Below are 15867 nucleotides of genomic sequence, written 5' to 3'. Positions count from 1 at the left end.
GGGTGCCCCCCAGCGTCCGCCCACCGCCCCCCCGCCCCCGTTGGCTCCACCCGGGGGGGCGGCCCCCCCCCCGGTGTTCCGCCCCCCCCCCCCCGGACTGGTGCGCCCGGCCGCCCCCCTGTAGGCGTCCGGACGCAGGTCTCAGGTTCTGGCCAGCTCGTCGAGCAACCTCCCGGCCATCTCGTCGCTACCGGGCAGTCCCTCGATCCAGATCCGGGCCAGCTGGGGTACGTCGGCGTCCAGCCGCCACTGGGTGATCAGGGCTCGTACCGTCGCGACCTGCTCCGGCAGGTTCGGGTCGCGGCCGACGAGCGCCGCCGCGCGGTGTGAGCCGACGCGGCCCAGTACGTCACCGCCGCAGAACACGATCCGCAGGCATTCCGCGACGTCGACGAGGCGGAGTTCGCGGTCGAACGGCGACGTACCCGCGGGATTGAGCGGCTCGACAACCACCAGTGCATGGGTTTGCGATACGGAAGTTCCACGGAATTCCGCCTCTCGGTAGAGCTCGCCGAGCCGGGACCGCAGGTGCGACAGGCTGGACAGCCCGGTCAGCGGGTCCTCGCAGGACAGCGAGTGCAGATAGACAAGGGACGCCTCGGCCCAGCTGGAACTGAGTGCGCGTACCGCGGCGAAAGCCGGCTCGCCCCCGGCGATCGAGCGGTACAGCGCACTCAGCCCATCAAGTGCCTCCACCAGCGAGACTCCGTCGGCCGCCAGGCGGCGTCCGGTCTCGTCCGACGCAGGCACGACATCGGCACCGTCGCGCAGCGCCTCGGCGATCGCGAGATAGGCGCTGTGGTCGATACCAGCTGTGCCGTGCGGCTCCCTCCGGCCGCGCGGTTGCTCTGTTTCATCGAGCTGGGTTTCATCGAGCTGGGTCGACGACGCCTCCGGCGCGAACCGGGCGAGCGACCCCGCCAGGTTCAGGGACGGTTTGCCGGGCCGTAGGTCGAACCGTCGGCGGATGTCCGCGAACAGCGACATGGCCCTCCTCAGTTGTCCCGTCAGTCTCCCGACCGGTCGGCCGGAAGCGTCGTACGGCGATGAGACAGAGCTGGATGAAGTTCATGACGCGGATTCGCAGAAGTTTTTTCGCGTAACTTCTGCACTGGCGTTCTCGTAAGGAAAGGAGCACAGTTCCGCGTCAGGAAAGATGCGCTGGACCGTCCTATCTGGGAGCCTTGTTCCCGGCGGTACGTGACGGTCTGTCACGCGCTGCACACAGAGTTGTCAGAACCCACGGGGGAGATGGATGGAGACGCCGGACGGCCAGCCCGATCCGCTGAGCGACGCCGAGCTGATCGCACGCGTTCGCAACGGCGACCTGGAGGCGTACGGCGAGCTGTACGCGCGGCACCACCACGCCGCCGAGCGGATGGCCCGCCAGCTGGTCCCGGCCAACGACGCCGACGACCTGGCCAGTGACGCGTTCGCCAAGGTCCTGGATGCGCTCCGGGCCGGCGGCGGACCGGACGTCTCCTTCCGCGCCTATCTGCTGACGACCGTACGGCGGGTGCACGTCGACCGGATCCGCTCCGGGAAGAAGGTGCAGACCACCGACGACATCGCGTCGTACGAGCGGGAGCCCGAGACCTTCGACGACCCGACCGTCACCGGTTTCGAGAGCGGCGCCGCGGCGAAGGCCTTCGCCAGCCTGCCCGAACGGTGGCAGGCAGTGCTGTGGCACACCGAGGTCGAGGGTGAGAAGCCGGCCGCGATCGCTCCCCTGCTCGGTCTGACCGCGAACGGCGTCTCCGCACTCGCCTACCGAGCCCGTGAGGGCCTGCGCCAGGCGTACCTGCAGCAGCACCTGGCCGACGTCGCCGGGGACCGCTGCCGCTGGACGACCGAGCGCCTCGGCGCGTACGTCCGCGGCGGCCTGACCAAGCGCGAGAACCGGAACGTCCGCGAGCACATGGACGAGTGTGCGAAGTGCACCGCGGTCTACCTCGAGCTCGTCGAGGTCAACAGTGCGCTGCCGGCACTGCTCGCCCCGGCCCTGCTGGGCACCGCGGGTATCGGCTACCTGGCCGCCGCATCGGGCGCCAAGGTCGGTCTGGTCGGCTTCTTCGTCACCGGCTGGAAGAAGGTCACCGAGAACAGCACGCGCTCCGCGGTCGCCGGCGGCGCGGTCGTGGTCGTCGCGATCGCCGCCGTACTCGCGGCGATGGCGCTGACCGGCAACGACACTCCCCCGGCCGCGATCACCCAGCCGTCGGCGCAACCGACCCAGCCGCCCGCGCAGAAGCCGACCGTGCCTCCGGTCAAGCCGCCCGTGAAACCACCGTCGGCCAAGCCTCCGGCGTCCAACCCGACGCAGGCTCCGACGAGCGCACCGACGACGGCTCCGACCACGACCACGCCGACCACCGCGCCGACGCAGCCCAGTGTCACGCCGACGCCGACGGTCCCGACGCCGCCTCCGACTACGCCGACGCCGCCGAAACCGACCCCGACCACTCCGGTGCTCGACGAGGGTCTGGTGATGATCAGCATCCCGCAGGGCGGTGGCAGCCCGGTGCTCGAGGAGACCCCCGCGCCGCAGCCCCGATCGGCGCGGGCCCAGGCCGGTACCGCCGGCGTACGGTTCGTGATCACGATCAAGACCCCGGCCGGGAACGCGAACCCGGTGGTGATCGGGCTCAAGTACGGCGCCGAGCTCGAGTGGCCGCTGAAGACCAACCCGCCGGGCTGGACCTGCACCCAGGCGTCCGGCTCGTGTACGGCGAGCGACCCGGCGAACCCGAAGCCGATGGCGGTCACGTTCGACGCCCCGACCGGCGGCTCGACCGCCGACCGCACCTTCACCGTCTCGGGGAAGACCGGCCGGCTGTACGACGACGACTCGGCGACCGTGGACGCGAAGCCGACCACCGACGAGAACCTCCTGAAGATCCTCGACGGCAAGGCCGACCCGGACGTCCACCACCGGATCCTGACCGTTGCCCCGCGCACCAACCGCAAGAGCGTCGCGCTGAAGCTCACGTACGGCGACGCGCTCGAGTGGCCGATCGCGGCGAACCCAGCCGGGTGGAAGTGCACCCGGTCGACCGCGACGTGTACGGCGACCAATCCGAGCAAGCCCGCTCCGCTGGCGGCGGACTTCGACGTACCGGACAAGTCGTCGGATGCGGCGCGGACGTTCACCGTGGCGGCGACCGCGGACCTGGTCAGCGACACCGACTCCGACGTGCTGCCTGCGGTCCAGCAGGACGAGTCGCTGCTGCAGATCCTCACGCCGACGCCGCACACCGACCCGAACCCGTTCGTCTACAACCGGTTCCTGAAGGTCAACGGCGCGCAGGGGCGGCAGGTGACTCTCGACATCTCGTGGGGGCGCAACCTGATCTTCCTGCCGTCGTACGACCTGGGCTGGACCTGCGAGCGGACCAGCGACATCCGCAGCGCGACCTGTACGACGACGAACTACCAGAAGCCGCTGAACTCCGAGTGGAACGCCTGGCTGCCCGGCAACGGCTCCAGCAACACCATCACCGTCCACGCCCGGGTCGGCGGCCGCGAGGACACCGACACCGCCGTGATCCCACCGTCGACGTCGCGGCGGTGAAACGCAGTTGCCGGATCCCCTATCCTGGAACTGTTCGCGTTGAGGGAACCGAGTAGCGTCGTACGCCACGTCGGAGAGAGTCGCCGGTAGCTGGGAAGGCGATACGTGGAGCGGTCGTGAAGACACTCCTGAGCGACTGTTGTGCAAGAGGCCGGCCCGTTGGGGTCCGGTGAAGGTGTGGTGGCACCGCGAGATTCCCCTTCGCCCACACCTCCGGGGTTCGGATGTAGACCTGGAGGTGAAAACAGCGATGCGAATTCTCAGCCAAGAGATCCCCTCAGCAGTAGGCCAGACCGTTACGGTGGCCGGCTGGGTGCACCGAAGACGACGGCTCGCCGCCGTCAGTTTCCTGATCCTGCGCGACCGGTCCGGCCTGGCGCAGATCGTGCTCAAGGGCTCTCAGGCCCAGTTGGACGAGCTGGGTGAAGAGACTGTCGTTCAGGTGACCGGTACGGTCGCCGCCAACCCGCAGGCTCCCGGCGGTGTGGAGATCGTCGACCCGGTGATCGAGCCGCTGACCGAGCCGGCCGCGACGCCGCCGATCGAGCTCTGGCGGCCGACGGTCGGCGCGGGGCTGCCCGTCGTACTCGACAACGCGCCGGTCGCACTGCGGCATCCCGCGGTGCGAGCGGGGTGGGAGATCGCCGCGGCCGCGCTGCACGGGTTCCGGTCCGCGCTGGACGGTCAGGGTTTCACGGAGATCCAGACGCCGAAGATCGTCGGTACGGCGACCGAGTCCGGGGCGAACGTCTTCGCGCTGGACTACTTCGGCGGACCGGCGTACCTGGCGCAGTCGCCGCAGTTCTACAAGCAGACGATGGTCGGCGTGTTCGAGCGGGTCTTCGAGGTCGGTCCGGTGTTCCGGGCCGAACCGCACGACACGGTTCGGCACCTGGCCGAGTACGTGTCGCTGGACGCGGAGTTCGGGTTCATCACCGACCACCGCGAGGTTCTCGCCGTACTGCGTTCCGTGATCGCCGAGATGTTGTCGGCGGTGGGCGCGCGAGCGGGTGGCGCACTGGAGCGGCTCGGGGTGACGGTGCCGGAGATCCCGGTCGACGTACCGGTGCTGCATTTCAGCGAGGCGTTGAAGATCGCCGGCGCGGACCCGGAGGAGCCGGACCTCGCGCCCGCGGACGAGCGTGCGATCGGCGAGTGGGCGCTGCGGGAGCACGGCAGTGACTTCGTCGCGGTCGAGGGCTACCCGATGGTGAAGCGGCCGTTCTACACACATCCGCAGCCGTCGGACCCGCGGTGGTCGAACTCGTTCGACCTGCTGTTCCGCGGGGTCGAACTGGTCACCGGCGGCCAGCGTCTGCACCGGTACTCCGACTATGTCGCGGCCCTCGCGGCGCGCGGCGAGTCGGCGGACGCTCCGGCGTACAGCTCGTACCTGCAGGCGTTCAAGCACGGGATGCCGCCGCACGGCGGGTTCGCGATCGGGCTGGAGCGGTTCGTGGCGCGACTGACCGGGGCGGAGAACGTCCGCGAGGTCACGCTCTTCCCCCGCGACCTGCACCGCCTGACGCCCTGATGTTGTGCTGATGGACACCACCGAGTCAGTCGTCGCCGAGCTGAACGTTGCCCTCGGCACCGATTATCAGCTCGTGCAGCAACTGACCGGTGGACTCCAGTCGACCGCGTACGAGCTGACGGGCGGCGTGGTGCTGAAGTGGACCGACAATCCCGCTTGGGCACCACTCGTCCGGAAGGCGGCGGACCTCGTCCGTCGGGCACGCGCCGTCGGGTATCCCACCCCGGCTTGGCTTGCCGTCGGCACGACCGCCGCCGGGGCGCCGTACCAGCTGCAGGAGCTCGTCCCTGGCAGCCCGCCGACGCTCGATGACGCGCTGGCACGGCAGCTGATCGAGATCTGCGAGCTCCAACGGGACCTGATCGCCAAGGACCACGACGTCACCTGGTCGGGGTGGTCGAGCGGCGTCGTCTTCGACGGCTGGGACGGCGTGTGGGAGCGAGTGCTCGCGTACGACGAGGAAGCGTCCTCGCTCCTGCGGCGGTACGGCGAACTGTGCCGGCCCTATAGAGATGTCGAGCTGCCGCACCATGACTTCGTGCACGGTGATCTGAACATGGGCAACCTGCTCGTGGCCGACGGGCGGATCACCGGGATTGTGGACATCGAGGCGGCCGGTGGCGGGGCGCGGGCGTACGACCTGGTGTCGCTGGCGGCCTCCGCGGCGCGCGACGGTGCGGACGCCGGCGTCGACGAACTGTTCCTCGAGGCGGCCTTACGCGCGAACGGACGCGCCGCGGTCGCCGTGTGCGCAGGCGCCGCGTTCGCGAGCGTGGCGGAGTTCGTCCACACGCGCCCGACGTACGCCCAGGAACTGGTCAACCACGGCGGTCGCCGACTCCTCGAACTCCTCAGCGCCTAGTAGGCCTGTTTTCGGAAACAAATTTGCACTCCGCGACGAAAAAGTTCCGCAAAGCACTAGCTGGTGACTGTGACCGGTGTCGCGGTGGTTGGCTGACTCACGTTGGTCACGTTGTCGGTGCTGGTGGCGACGACCCGGTAGGCGCCGGGCGCGGGGGTCGACGTCCAGGTCACCTGGTAGTTGGTGACTGCGGTGGTGGAGGATCCGATGGCGGTCCAGTTCGCGCTTGTGCAGGCTCCGGAGTAGCCGGTGCAGTAGTAGTACGCGACTGACTTCACGCCGGAGCCGGTGCCGTCGGATGCCGTGTCGGTGAGGGTCGCGCCGCTGCTGACCGCGACGGTGATGTTGAAGCTCGCTGATGGCGCGGTCGGAGCGAGGGTGCCCCCTGATGCGGTGAGGGTGAGGCCGAGTGCGGTCGTGTTGATGACCACGGCGCTGAAGGTGGCCTTGCCGGTGGCGTCGGTGTTCGCGGTCGCTCCGGACGTGATCAGTCCAGTCGAGGGATTCAGCGAAACGGGGATCCCGGACGTCGACACGGGGTTGCCGACCTGGTCCTGGACCTGCACGGTGATCGCGGGCGTCAGCGCCGTACCGGCGAACCCGTTGGACGGTCCTTGGACGAAGGCGAGCTTGCTGGCTGCACCTGCCGTCAGGGTGATCGCACTGGCCGGCGAGACCGGGTTGGTGTCGCCGGAGGTGGACACGCTGAACGTATTCGCCGGGTAGGTGCCGACCGGAGCGTTGGTGATCCCGCTCAGTGTGAGGCTCGCGGTGGCGTTCTTCGGAAGCGTGCAACCGGTGCCCGCGAGGGTCACCGTGACGACGTCGGTGGACGCGTTGGTCGAGGCCGTCGCCGTGCACCCGGTGAACCCACTCCCGAGCGTTACCGCTGGATTGGCCGGCTCCACGAATGCGGTGTTGAACGTCACCGCGATCGTGCCACCAGCACCCAGTGCGCCACCGCTGCCGTTGCTGGTCTTGAATCCGATCGTCCAGTCGGCCGTCGCGCCACCGACGAAGGACGAGCTGGTGAAGGTCACGTTGCTGACGCCCGACGCCGCGAAGGCCGCCGGACTCGCGACGATGCCGGCACCGGCCAGCGCTACCGCGCAGCCCACTGTCCACAGACGTTTGATGCTCATCAGGAGTGTCCGTTCACTGTCGGGCGGGCCACGGTCGGCGGGGTCGTGTCGACGGTGAGCGCCGTGGTCGCGCTCGGGCCGCTGACGTTGCCGGCGGCATCGGTCGCCACGGCGACGATGCGGTAGGCGCCGTCCGCGGCGAACGGCGCGCTCTTCGTGACGGCGAAGCTGGCGGCCGCCGAAGTGGACGATCCGACAGCGGTCCAGTTCGTCGCGGTGCAGCTGCCGGTCGCGCCGGTGCAGCGGTAGTAGGCGACCGAGGCGACCCCGGAGAAGTCGTCGGCGGCCGAGTCTGTGAGGGTGACGGCCGTGTTGCCGACGAAGCTCCCGAAGGATCCGGTGGCGGTGGCAACTGGCGCCGACGCAGTGGGTGACGTCGCGTCGTACGTGACCGTGTTGTCGGTGCTCGTCGACGCCGTGTTCCCGGCACCGCCCGAGTCGTAGGCGATGTTGGCCGCGATCGACACAGAGACCGAGGTGCTGCTGGTCAATCCGCTGATGGCCAGGTTGTACGCCGGACCGCTGCCGCTCACCACGACTGTCGCGGTGGCAGGGCTGACGGTGACGTCCGCACTGGTGAAGTCGGTCACCGCCTCGCTGAAGACCGCGGTGAAGTTCACGGGTGCGGTAGCGCTCGGGTCGGCCTGCCCCGCGGCCTGGTTGACCGTCACGGACGGCCGTGAGTTGTGCACGGTCACGTCGGCGCTCGAGCCGGATGCCGTCCAACTCGCGGAGATCGCGGTGACGACGTAGTGGTAGATCCCGTCGGGAACGTTCAGATCACTGCACGAAGTAGCAGTCGTACTGCAGGCGGCTGCCGCCGTACTGTCGCTGTTCCGTACGCGCGTCACGGCGTAGCTCGTCGCCCTTGCCGATGCGGTCCAGGTCACGTTGACCGTTCCGCCGCCGGGCGGAGCCGAGGCTGTTACGGGCGTCGGCGGAGCGAGCGTTCCGGTGGTTGCAGATCCAGAGCCGGCGCCGGCTGCGGACCAGACTGCCCAGGCGGTGCCCCCGCCGGCCATCGCGAGGATGACGAGTCCGAGGACGAGCAGCACACGGCGAGTCATGATCCGCTCCCCGCACCCGAGTAGGCGAGCGTGACGGTGGCGCCCTTGCAGCCGTCCTGGTTCGACGCGGTGTCGAGCATCGTCACCTGCGGCCAGCTCGATTGCGGCACAGAGAGGCTAGACAGTGCGCGACTCGCGGTGCCGGGAACAGCCAGCGGATACGTTCCGCCGTACTGCGTGATCCGGTAGTCCACCGGTCCGCACGGGAGGTTGTGCGCGACGGCGTACGGCGTCCGTGTGACCGAGCTCAGCGCGACCGTCAGGTTGGTCACGGAGATGGGTTTCTTGTTCGGGTTGGTCAACGTGAGGTCGAGTGGTCGCGAGACTCCGGGCGCGAGCAGGCCGGACAGGTTGCCGCTGATCGCGAAGTCCTTGCCGGTGGTCTGCACCACCAGCTTGACGCTCGCGTACGCCGACCGCGTGACACCTGCTGGATCCTGGCCGCTCGCGGTCAGAGAGAGCGTGTAGGTGCCGTCGGAGGCTGTCTCTGGCGTGCTGATCTGCGCGGTCGCGGAGTTTCCGGTGGCCGGGTTCGGCGTGAACGTGGCCACCGCTCCTTGCGGCAGTCCACCAGCGGCGCCGAGGGTGACAGGTCCCGGGAGGTTCGTCCGGGTCAGTTGGATGCTGAAGACCGCGATCGTTCCGGGCGCTTGCGTGATCGAGGCAGGTGTGGCGGTCATCGACAACGAACTGGAGAGTGGGGCGTTCACCACCAGGCCGGCGGTGATGGTGCTGCTGACCTTCGTGCCGGCGCCTTGGACGGTGATCGTGGCCGATCCGGTCGGCGTACTCGCCGTGGTGCTCACGGTCAGCGTCGTGCTCGCCGTACCGCCGGACGTGAGCGTCACCGACGACGGGCCGAAGGACGCGGACGCCCCGTTCGGTACGCCGGTGGCGCTGAAGGCGACCGCGCCGGTGAAGCCGCCGGTCGACGTCACGCTCACCGTGTACGTCGCCGTCTGGCCCCGCGTCACCGACTGGCTGGTCGGGGTGATGCCCAAGGTAATACCGGGCTTCGCCGGCTGGGCGGCGTACGACAGGCCGGCCACCGCGAGCAGCAGGCAGAGACCGGCGATCAGGAACTTGATCACCCGGTAGCGGCCGGTTCGCGTGCCTCGCATCTACTGCTCACTCCCCCAAGAAACTGTCGCGGTCCCGGGCTGGACGGGGCGTTGGGTCGAGGTGGCGCCCCGCCCAGGCCTGGGAAACCGCGGCGGCGAACTAGTTGCTGGCGTACGCCAGGTGGACCGTTGCGCCCTTGCAGCCGTCCTGGTTCGACGCCTTGTTGTTGAACTTCAGCGTCGCGCCGGTGAAGTTCGCGGTGCCGCCGGCCGGCACGTCCGCGGCGATCGACATGACCGGGGTGGCGAGCGTGTAGTCCGAGGCGTCACAGGCGCCGGTCGCACCGGCGGCCTTGGTGACGGAGTCGATGCTCACGGTCACGGTGTTGACGTACGCGCTGTTGGCCGCGTTGTTCGTCACCGTGCCGCTGATGGTCTGGGCGCTGTCGCCGGGGTACATGTTCGAGATCACGCTGGTCTGCGCGATCGCGAGGTTGCTCCCGCCGGCGGACGTGGTGCCCGAGCCGCTGCCGGAGCCCGTGGTGGTCCAGTACGCGAACGCGGAGCCGGCGCCGATGACGACGGTGGCTGCGGCGGCGATGATGATCTTCTTCTTGCGGTGCATTGCGGTTTCCCTTCCCCCCGACCCCGAGCGGGCCGTCTCCCCGGAAGGCTGTCAGCATCGCGGCCGCCGGTCTGTCGGCTGAACGGTCAGACTCTGTCGTCCGAACGGTGGTATTCCTGTGCCGTGACCTACGAGACTGAGCAGGCGGTTCTGGCGGCGGTCGACGACGAGCGGATCGTGGCGGAGCTGCGGGAGCTGGTGCGGATCCCGAGCGTGGACGGGACGGCGGCCGAGGTCGATGTACAGGCGTGGTGTGCTCGGCGCCTGGACGCGTTGGGCATGACCGTGGACCATTGGCGGCTCGATCTGGCGACCGATGAACCGGGGTTCCCCGGGATGGAGGTCGAGCGCGAGGAGGCGTGGGGGTGTGTCGGCGTACTGGGTGGGAATGAGACGCCGGGGCTGATTCTCAACGGGCATGTGGACGTGGTGCCGGGGAACGCCTTCGACGCCCGGATCGAGGACGGCGTGATGTGGGGGCGCGGAACGTGTGACATGAAGGGAGGTGTCGCCGCGATTCTCGGCGCGGTGACGGCGATCGTTGCCGCGGGGATTCGGTTGCGGAAACCGTTGGCGGTGCACACCGTGATCGGTGAGGAGGACGGCGGCGTCGGCGCGTTCGCGACCCTGCGCCGCGGTCATCGCGGCGAGGCGTGCCTGATCGCGGAGCCGACCGCGGGGACCGTCATCCCGGCGAACGCCGGCTCGCTGACCTTCCGGCTGGAGGTGCCGGGACTCGCCACGCACGGTTCGACCCGCAGCCGCGGGGTGAGCGCGATCGAGAAGTTCATCGTGATCCAGACCGCGCTGCAGGAGCTCGAACGCGAGCGCAACCGGGACCCGCATCCGCTCCTCGCCCACCTCGACCTCGCCAACCCACTGTCGGTCGGCACCATCACGGCCGGCGACTGGGCAAGCACTGTGCCCGACCAGCTGGTCGCCGAAGGCCGGTACGGCGTACGCCTCGGTGAAGCACTCGCCGACGCCCGGAGCGCCTTCGAGTCGGCAGTCGCAGAGGCTTGCGCGAAGGACGACTGGCTGCGTGAGAACCCGGTCACGGTCAGCTGGCCAGGGGGCGAGTTCGCCTCAGGTCTGTTACCTGAGGGCGATCCGCTCCTCGCTGACACCGTGCAGGCCGTGTCCGACGCCGGCGGCCCGGTTCCAGCGGTCAAGGGAGCGCCGTACGGGTCCGATCTCCGGCAGTACGCCGCAGCGGGCATCCCCACCCTGCAGTACGGACCCGGTGACGTGCGGTACGCGCATGCCGCCGACGAGCACGTGGTGCTCTCGGAGGTGCTGCATGCCGCTCGCGCTTACGCCTTACTCGTCCTGCGCCGCTGCTCATGAATACGAACCCACCACGGAGCATCCTGTCGGCGCCCAATGACGGTCAGACGGTCCCTGGAGGCTCGTCGGACTCGGGCGAGGGCGTGCGGTAGCGCCGACCAGTTGGGCTGGTCCAGGCCGTCGTGCCATCTGGATCGGATGTGACGGTCCACCCGCCTTCATGTTTGAGGCGATGGTGGTGCCGGCATAGGCAGTGGAGATTGTCGGTGGTGGTGCGGCCGCCTTCTGCGAAGGCGACGCGGTGGTCGACATCGGCGAACTCGGCGGGCTGGTTGCAGCCGGGGAACTGGCAGGTCCGATCGCGCAGGCGGACGAAGCGGTCGGTGGCAGCATCCGGCGTATACCTGTCGGGCTTCCCGATCGGCGGCTCGTCGCTGAGCCGAAGGCCGAGCCGGGACCGGCCGCCGACACCCTCGACGAGACTCCGGGTCAAGGCCCGAGTGAGGTGCTTACGCAACGACTCCTGAGGAATCGGCCCGTAGTGCTCGGCCGTCCCGCCGGTGCCGGCTCGGCCGTCGATCAGCGCGCGAACCTCGGCCCCGGTCGCGTGGATGACTACGGTGGCGTCCGCGCCGACGGCCGAGTCGTCGTGCAGCTCGGCGTCTGCGGTGTCGACCGATTCCCCCGACCTGCGACTGGCAGTCCGCGGCAGCAGCCGATCCAGGGCAATGTCGGCGCGCAACTGGTCCATCGACCGGGGGTCGCCGTGCCGACGCCGGTACGCCGCCGCGCGAGTGAGGCTGTTCATCACCGCGCCCGCGTCCAGCGCGTCCTGGGTATGGATCAGCTCAGCCGTGCCGTCACTGTTCGGGAAGATCCGCACCGACCGCTCATCCATCGCCCGCGCGTGGGACTTGCTGCGCGCGTCCGGTGACCGCCGAGCGGCCTCCCGCTGGGCTTCCTGCTTGATCTTCTGCAACGGATGGTTCCCGGCCCACTCCAGCAGAGCGGCCTCGGCCGCACCCATCGCTTCCGGATCATCCAGGACCGACAACTCCCGCACGATCGTGAACGCGGCCCGCTCGGTCAGCAAGCCCTCCTCCAGCGCCCGCAACGTCGCCGGAAAGTTGTGCACCAACTCGCACGACAGGTGAATCCGGGCCATCGCAGCGCCCCTGTGCAGCTGCCACACCAACGCGAGCTCGTCAGCAGTCGACCGCAGATCACCCGCGACCCATCGACGCTCGCCCGGCTCCGCGGCCCGATCCCCAGGCTCGGGATGGCGGTGCCCGAGATCGGCCGACACCCCGCGCAATGACGACTCATACCCGGCCACCGCCTCTGCCTTCATCGCGGCCAACCGTGCCTCCAGCCGGCCGATCGCCTCATGCCGATCCAGCCACCCCGAATCGTTCAGGCCCGACGTGTCCTGGAACGCCACCGCCTCGAACAGCCCGGCACCACGGTCAGCGTCGTCCGGTACGTCGAACCGGCCGAGTAGCCCATGCCGCGCCGCAAGCCGCGCATCAGCGCGCACCCGGTCGACCAACGCCAAGAACGCGGTATCCCAGACATCGTCGCCATCCCGACCCGCCTCGTCCGCTACCGCCGCTGCCGGCACACCAGGCACCACAGACAACAGCGCACGTCCGATCGCCGCCCCCGACGGGCCGCTGGCCTCGTCCGTTGACTGATCGACCGAAAACTCACTCATGTATCCGATCATACGTTCGAATACATCGCAAGCCAAATCGCGCCGTCCGGACCGCGGCAAGCGGTCCGGCCGACGAGGTCTGTCAGAGAGCCTGGTAGAGGGTGGTCCAGAAGTCGTTCATGAGCTGGATCGAGGACGGGACCGTGGTGCCGACCTGGGTGAGCAGGATGCCGGTGACCTGGTTGACAGGGTCCGCGTACGTCGACGTACCGGCGCCGCCGTCCCAGCCGAACTGGCCGACCGGCGCGTAGTCGCCCCGGTAGGTGCGCACGGCCATCCCGAAGCCCCAGCCGCCCTGCTGACCCTGGCCGAACGAGATGTGCACGTTGTCCCTGGCCAGCGTCTCCCGGGCCGCCAACTGCTCGGCCGTGAGGCTGTTGCTGGTCATCAGCTCCACCGCGGGCTTGGAGAGGATCTGCTCGCCCTGGTGTACGCCGTGGTTCAGCAGCATCCGGAAGTAGGCGTGGTAGTCGTCAGCGGTCGAGTTCAGACCGCCGCCACCGCCCTGGAACGCCGGCGGCGCGCTGTGCCGCCCGCCCTCGGCCTCGTCCCACACCTGGAACTCACCGGTCGCGGGGTCCGGCGCGTACAGCGGTGGGAGCCGGTGCAGCTGGTCGGCGGGTACGAAGAACCCGGTGTCCTTCATACCGAGCGGCCCGAAGATCCGCTCCTGCAGGAACTCGTCGTACGACTGGCCGGTGACCCGGGACACGAGGACGCCGATCAGGTCGCTGCTGATCTGGTACTGCCAGCGCTCGCCCGGCTGGTACATGAGCGGAAGCGTGCCGAGGCGCTTCATCCACTCGTCCTGCTCCGGCATCGGCACCGGCCCGTTGGGCGTGATGCCCTGCTCGAACAGGGCGGCCATGATCGGCGTACCGATCATCGTCATGTCCATGCCGAGCCCGAACGTCGAGGTCAGCACGTCCCGGACGGTGATCGGGCGCTTGGCCGGCACGGTGTCGTCGACCTGGCTGTCGATCCGCTTCAGCACCTGGCGGCCGGCCAGCTCGGGCAACCAGGCCTCGACGGTGTCGTCGAGCCGCAGCCGGCACTCGTCGAGCAGCACCATCGCCGCCGACACCGAGACCGGCTTGGACGTCGAGGCCATCCGGAAGATCGTGTCCCGCTGCATCGGCGCGCCGCCCTCGTGACGCATGGTCCCAAGCGTCTCGACGTACGGCTCACCGTCGCCCCGGCTGACCAGGGCGACGACGCCGGGGATCTTCCCGGAGTCGACGTGCCGGGCCAGTACGTCGTGCAGCCGGCGCAACCCGGCCTCGGTGAAGCCGGACGGTGTGGTTGACATCGTGGTGCTCCTTCGAATTGAAACGTTCAGGTTGCGGGTCAGAGACTACGGGCGACGATGTCGCCGACCGTGGTGGTCGCGTGGATGGTGAGCTCGGCGGCGGCGCCCTCGGTGTTCTTGAGCGCGTTGTCGATCCGGCCGGTGGCGGTGCCGGCGTTCAGCGTCGCCGAGGACTCGGCGGCGGCACCGATCTCCACCTCGCCGACATCGGTGCGCAGGACGACGTTGCCGCGCACGGCCTCGGCGATCCGGATGTCGCCCTTGCTGGTGCGGATCTCCGCGGGACCGTTGAGACGGCCGACCGAGATGTCACTGGCGGACGACGTGACGCGGGCGCTCGCGACCTCCTCGAGGTCGATCGGACCCTGCGCGCTCTCGATGGTGACGTCGCCGAAGCGTCCGGTGGCCCGGACCTCGGCGCTGGCCGCCTTCAGCTCGATCTGAGAGCCGGCCGGCAGCTGCACCGTCACCGCGACGGCTCCGGACGGCCCGAAGTACTGGTTCTTGGTCACGACCGCGATCCGTAGGACGCCGTCGGCGTACTCGACCGTGGTCGCCTCGGCCGCCTTCACGTCGCGGCTCTTCGCGGCGTTCGCGGGTTGTACCTCGACGGCGGTGTCGGCGCGGTCGGCGGCGACGAGCTGGACGGTTCCGGCGGGGATGTTCAGGACTGCGGAGATCGGCTCGGGGGTGGTGAAGTTCGGCATCGTGGTGCCTTCCTGGTGTCTTCGACTGGTTGTTGACACCAAGATCCAGGCGGGCACTGACACCGAACCGCCGCGGCGCTGACACGGCCACCTACACCGCTGACGCCGATCAGAGGATGCGTTCGAGGGCCTCGCGTCCGACCGGGCCCCAGTGGGTCTTGCCGCCCGGGATGCCCTTCTCGCCGTTGATGCCCATCGCGATCAGGAACAGTGCGCGCGTCACGGCCCACCCGCGAGCTCGCCGTACCGTCGCCTCGTCCGCCCCATAGGCGTGGAGGAAGCGGTCCGCCTCCGGGAGCAGGATCCATGCGGCCGCCAGGTCGGTCGCCGGGTCGCCGGCGCCGATCTCCTCGAAGTCCACGACGCCGGTGAGCATGCCGTCGGCAACGACCACGTTCGCCGGGTGCAGGTCGCCGTGCACCCACACCGGTGCCCCATCCCACAGCGGCGCCGCGATCGCGTCCTCCCAGACCGCCTGGATCTCGTCGGCGCGGCCGAGGTGCGCCTGCACCTCGTCCCAGCCTGGGGTCGGCGCGAGCGTGCTGCGCTCGCTCACGGGCGCGTCGGCCGGCGCCTCGGTGTGCAGCGCCTTCAGGAAGTCCGCGAGTACGTCGGCAGCGGCCGGATCCGTGATCGGGGCGTGGTCCGCGGGTTCTCCGTGCACCCAGGTGGTGATCAACCACGCGCGCGGGAAGCTGTCCGACGGGTCACAGAGGTGCCGCGGGGTCGGGACGGGCAGCGGGAGTTGGGCGGCGAGGCGGGGCAGCCACCGGTGTTCTCGGCGGAGAGGTTCGGCGGCTTGGTTCATGCGGGGCATCCGGACGGCCAGGTCCTCGCCCAGGCGCCACATCTGGTTGCCCCAGCCGCCGACGACCTCCTTCAGCTCCAGGTCGGCCAGGTCCGGGTGCTGCGCTTTCAACAGGGTCCGCACGAGTTCGTCGTCCATGGACCGTCAGACGCGTCACAACAGTCGCTGGTTGGGAATAGG

13 protein-coding genes are annotated in these 15867 nt (G+C 69.4%); 4 read left to right on the top strand and 9 right to left on the bottom strand.

Going from position 1 to position 15867, the window contains the following annotated elements:
* Positions 1-141: 141 nt before the first annotated feature.
* The gene (locus ACWF0M_RS26170; protein ID WP_452238348.1) at positions 142-987 is read right to left on the bottom strand and encodes a hypothetical protein; all 846 of its coding nucleotides are present in this window, start codon (positions 985-987) and stop codon (positions 142-144) included.
* A 268-nt stretch (positions 988-1255) separates the two neighbouring features.
* Between ACWF0M_RS26170 and ACWF0M_RS26165 the strand changes: the two genes are divergently transcribed.
* The 3 genes from ACWF0M_RS26165 (at position 1256) to ACWF0M_RS26155 (ending at position 5967) form a co-directional block, all read left to right on the top strand.
* Positions 1256-3571 carry a sigma-70 family RNA polymerase sigma factor gene (locus ACWF0M_RS26165; RefSeq protein ID WP_452238347.1) on the top strand — a complete coding sequence of 772 codons (2316 nt, stop codon included), beginning with the start codon at positions 1256-1258 and terminating at the stop codon, positions 3569-3571.
* Positions 3572-3821: 250 nt separating this feature from the next.
* Positions 3822-5105 (top strand): aspartate--tRNA(Asn) ligase, encoded by a 1284-nt coding sequence (aspS, locus tag ACWF0M_RS26160; protein ID WP_452238346.1) that lies wholly within the window; start codon positions 3822-3824, stop codon positions 5103-5105.
* 10 nt (positions 5106-5115) lie between these two features.
* Complete coding sequence (locus ACWF0M_RS26155) at positions 5116-5967, top strand: phosphotransferase family protein (protein WP_452238345.1); 852 nt, start codon at positions 5116-5118, stop codon at positions 5965-5967.
* A gap of 56 nt (positions 5968-6023) precedes the next feature.
* Here ACWF0M_RS26155 and ACWF0M_RS26150 read toward each other — a convergent pair whose 3' ends face one another.
* From ACWF0M_RS26150 to ACWF0M_RS26135, 4 genes are all read right to left on the bottom strand, one after another.
* Positions 6024-7109, bottom strand: a complete 1086-nt coding sequence (locus ACWF0M_RS26150) for a hypothetical protein (RefSeq protein ID WP_452238344.1) — start codon at positions 7107-7109, stop codon at positions 6024-6026.
* A complete protein-coding gene (locus tag ACWF0M_RS26145; RefSeq protein WP_452238343.1) occupies positions 7109-8176 on the bottom strand; it encodes a hypothetical protein in 1068 nt (355 codons plus the stop codon). Before ACWF0M_RS26145 ends, ACWF0M_RS26150 begins: the two co-directional genes overlap by 1 nt.
* Positions 8173-9297, bottom strand: coding sequence for a COG1470 family protein (locus ACWF0M_RS26140; RefSeq protein ID WP_452238342.1), 1125 nt, complete (start codon positions 9295-9297; stop codon positions 8173-8175). Before ACWF0M_RS26140 ends, ACWF0M_RS26145 begins: the two co-directional genes overlap by 4 nt.
* Positions 9298-9397: 100 nt before the next feature.
* Positions 9398-9862 (bottom strand): hypothetical protein, encoded by a 465-nt coding sequence (locus tag ACWF0M_RS26135; protein ID WP_452238341.1) that lies wholly within the window; start codon positions 9860-9862, stop codon positions 9398-9400.
* A 123-nt stretch (positions 9863-9985) separates the two neighbouring features.
* Here ACWF0M_RS26135 and ACWF0M_RS26130 point away from each other — a divergent pair, with 123 nt between their 5' ends.
* Entirely contained in the window at positions 9986-11209 is a 1224-nt protein-coding gene (locus ACWF0M_RS26130) for an ArgE/DapE family deacylase (protein ID WP_452238340.1), read from the top strand.
* A 43-nt stretch (positions 11210-11252) separates the two neighbouring features.
* Here ACWF0M_RS26130 and ACWF0M_RS26125 read toward each other — a convergent pair whose 3' ends face one another.
* The 4 genes from ACWF0M_RS26125 to ACWF0M_RS26110 form a co-directional block, all read right to left on the bottom strand.
* Complete coding sequence (locus tag ACWF0M_RS26125) at positions 11253-12863, bottom strand: DUF222 domain-containing protein (RefSeq protein WP_452238339.1); 1611 nt, start codon at positions 12861-12863, stop codon at positions 11253-11255.
* An 82-nt stretch (positions 12864-12945) separates the two neighbouring features.
* Positions 12946-14172, bottom strand: coding sequence for a serine hydrolase domain-containing protein (locus ACWF0M_RS26120; RefSeq protein ID WP_452238338.1), 1227 nt, complete (start codon positions 14170-14172; stop codon positions 12946-12948).
* A 38-nt stretch (positions 14173-14210) separates the two neighbouring features.
* Positions 14211-14879, bottom strand: coding sequence for a DUF4097 family beta strand repeat-containing protein (locus tag ACWF0M_RS26115; RefSeq protein WP_452238337.1), 669 nt, complete (start codon positions 14877-14879; stop codon positions 14211-14213).
* A 109-nt stretch (positions 14880-14988) separates the two neighbouring features.
* Positions 14989-15825, bottom strand: coding sequence for an aminoglycoside phosphotransferase family protein (locus ACWF0M_RS26110; protein ID WP_452238336.1), 837 nt, complete (start codon positions 15823-15825; stop codon positions 14989-14991).
* Between the last annotated feature and the right edge of the window lie 42 nt (positions 15826-15867).

This window comes from Kribbella sp. NPDC055110 (assembly GCF_053607525.1).
The sequence above is the reverse complement of the archived record's forward strand: the minus strand, read 5'-3'. Positions and strand labels throughout refer to the sequence as shown.

Coding starts and splice junctions, on each gene's coding strand:
- ACWF0M_RS26170 (WP_452238348.1), bottom strand. CDS start 987: ATGTCGCTGTTCGCGGACATCCGCCGACGGTTCGACCTACGGCCCGGC.
- ACWF0M_RS26165 (WP_452238347.1), top strand. CDS start 1,256: ATGGAGACGCCGGACGGCCAGCCCGATCCGCTGAGCGACGCCGAGCTG.
- aspS (WP_452238346.1), top strand. CDS start 3,822: ATGCGAATTCTCAGCCAAGAGATCCCCTCAGCAGTAGGCCAGACCGTT.
- ACWF0M_RS26155 (WP_452238345.1), top strand. CDS start 5,116: ATGGACACCACCGAGTCAGTCGTCGCCGAGCTGAACGTTGCCCTCGGC.
- ACWF0M_RS26150 (WP_452238344.1), bottom strand. CDS start 7,109: ATGAGCATCAAACGTCTGTGGACAGTGGGCTGCGCGGTAGCGCTGGCC.
- ACWF0M_RS26145 (WP_452238343.1), bottom strand. CDS start 8,176: ATGACTCGCCGTGTGCTGCTCGTCCTCGGACTCGTCATCCTCGCGATG.
- ACWF0M_RS26140 (WP_452238342.1), bottom strand. CDS start 9,297: ATGCGAGGCACGCGAACCGGCCGCTACCGGGTGATCAAGTTCCTGATC.
- ACWF0M_RS26135 (WP_452238341.1), bottom strand. CDS start 9,862: ATGCACCGCAAGAAGAAGATCATCATCGCCGCCGCAGCCACCGTCGTC.
- ACWF0M_RS26125 (WP_452238339.1), bottom strand. CDS start 12,863: ATGAGTGAGTTTTCGGTCGATCAGTCAACGGACGAGGCCAGCGGCCCG.
- ACWF0M_RS26120 (WP_452238338.1), bottom strand. CDS start 14,172: ATGTCAACCACACCGTCCGGCTTCACCGAGGCCGGGTTGCGCCGGCTG.
- ACWF0M_RS26115 (WP_452238337.1), bottom strand. CDS start 14,879: ATGCCGAACTTCACCACCCCCGAGCCGATCTCCGCAGTCCTGAACATC.
- ACWF0M_RS26110 (WP_452238336.1), bottom strand. CDS start 15,825: ATGGACGACGAACTCGTGCGGACCCTGTTGAAAGCGCAGCACCCGGAC.